Origin of the sequence: Burkholderia sp. IO2 (genome assembly GCF_029522185.1) — a bacterium.
Lineage (GTDB): Bacteria > Pseudomonadota > Gammaproteobacteria > Burkholderiales > Burkholderiaceae > Burkholderia > Burkholderia cenocepacia.
In genome coordinates, this window is sequence record NZ_JAKWFH010000142.1 from 1 (window position 1) to 1,290 (window position 1,290).

Consider the following 1,290-nt stretch of genomic DNA (forward strand, 5'->3'; position numbering starts at 1 on the left):
CCCTTTGGGAAGTATTGTCGTAGAAGGCCGTTCGTGTTTTCGTTCGTGCCACGCTGCCATGGGCTGTGCGGGTCCGCGAAGAAGACCTTCACGCCGGATTCGATCGTGAAGCGAGCGTGATCGGACAGTTCCTTGCCGCGGTCCCACGTCAATGATCGCCACAACTGGGCAGGCATGTCCGTCACAGTTTTTTTGAGCGCATTGGCCATCGTGACAGCTCCGTAGCCGGCCAGCGCGGGTCCATTTTTCGTGCGCGGAATCACCCCATAGCCGCTCTCCCGAGGTAAGTGCACGAGCATGGTGAAACGGCTCGATCTCTCCACCAGTGTCCCGATAGCGGACCGGTTCAGGCCGATGAGCAGATCCCCCTCCCAATGGCCCGGCACCGCACGATCCTCTGCCTCTGCTGGGCGGCTGGAAATCATCACGTCCTCACTTACGTGTGCCCACGCCTTGGCTTGCGCCCTGGCTCTGGGAACGCGCAACGCGCGCCCGGTGCGCAGGCAGCCCACCAGTTCGCGCTTGAGCGCGCCGCGTCCTTGAATGTATAGGGCTTGGTAAATGGCTTCGTGAGAGATGCGCATGGAATCATCATCGGGGAAATCGATCTTCAGCCGGTTAGCAATCTGTTCAGGCGACCAGCCATTGACCCATTTGCGGTCACCGCGACGTGGCTTGTTTCGCCCCTTGAACGGTGCCTGCCGAGGCCCGACAATCTCGCGACCATCGGCGTCATGCACATTGCCCTCCAGGCGCTCCTGTACGTAGTGGTGCAGTTGCGCGTTGGTCGCCAGTTTCGCCGGCTTTGGTCGTTTGGCAAACCGTTCCGCCTTCCACTGCGCAACCGAAGCACGATACTCAAGGCAGCCACCACGAGTGGCAGCGTTACGCGTGAGCTCCCGCGAAACCGTTGATGGGCTGCGTCCGATACGACGGGCGATCTCGCGCACGCCAAAGTTTCGGGCCGACAGCAATGCTATCTCTTCTCGCTCAGCGAACGACAAGTACCTACCGGATATCGGATTCGTCATGAAAAGTGGCATGCCGCCACGATAGCGGAACCAACGCGAACCTACCGCCGGCGATACCCCAACTGTCTCTGCTGCTCTCTCGCTCGTGATACCGGTGGCGATCTGCTTCCAAAATAGACGCTCGGTTTCATGCCGAAGCGATGGTGCGCCCGGCGAGTGCATCGCTCCTCGGCCTGTCAACTGATACACCCGCTTTGCGCTTCGCCCCATGCAACACCTCCTCGATTAAAGGTGTTGCGACGACCGGTTGAATTCGCCC

General features: G+C 60.3%; 1 protein-coding gene. It reads right to left on the reverse strand.

Annotated elements, in window-relative coordinates:
• On the reverse strand, positions 1-1,241 hold a 1,241-nt coding region (locus tag MMB92_RS35180), incomplete at its 3' end, for an IS30 family transposase (RefSeq protein ID WP_277563272.1).
• Between the last annotated feature and the right edge of the window lie 49 nt (positions 1,242-1,290).